General features: G+C 48.4%; 1 protein-coding gene. It reads right to left on the bottom strand.

All coding sequences use genetic code 11. From position 1 onward, the window contains the following. Positions 1–281 (bottom strand): VCBS domain-containing protein (locus AB4161_RS22635; RefSeq protein WP_372084375.1); only part of this gene is annotated, 281 nt, incomplete at both ends.

The raw sequence follows: 281 nt of genomic DNA, 5'->3' as shown, positions 1-281 counted from the left end.
AAATCGGTGTCGTTAGCCAATACATCAACGGTTACTGTGCTGTTCTCTTGAACTGCCCCAGTGTCTGCATTGGCAATTGGGAGATCGTTAGTGCCGGTGACAGTAATAGTCGCGGTCGATGTGATCGGCTCGCCACTTTCATCGCTCATGGTGTACGTCACCACGACTTGCTCTGTTACACCTACTGGCAGGTGATCAAAATCTTCGCCAGTCGCTTCAAACACAAGTTTGTTATTAACGATAGTCACCAGACCTTTGTCCGAGCTCACATTGTCTAAGGT

This window comes from Vibrio sp. 10N.286.51.E5 (assembly GCF_041469125.1).
GTDB lineage: Bacteria > Pseudomonadota > Gammaproteobacteria > Enterobacterales > Vibrionaceae > Vibrio > Vibrio crassostreae_C.
Note: the sequence above shows the minus strand (reverse complement) of the source record. Positions and strands in the feature narration are given on the sequence as shown.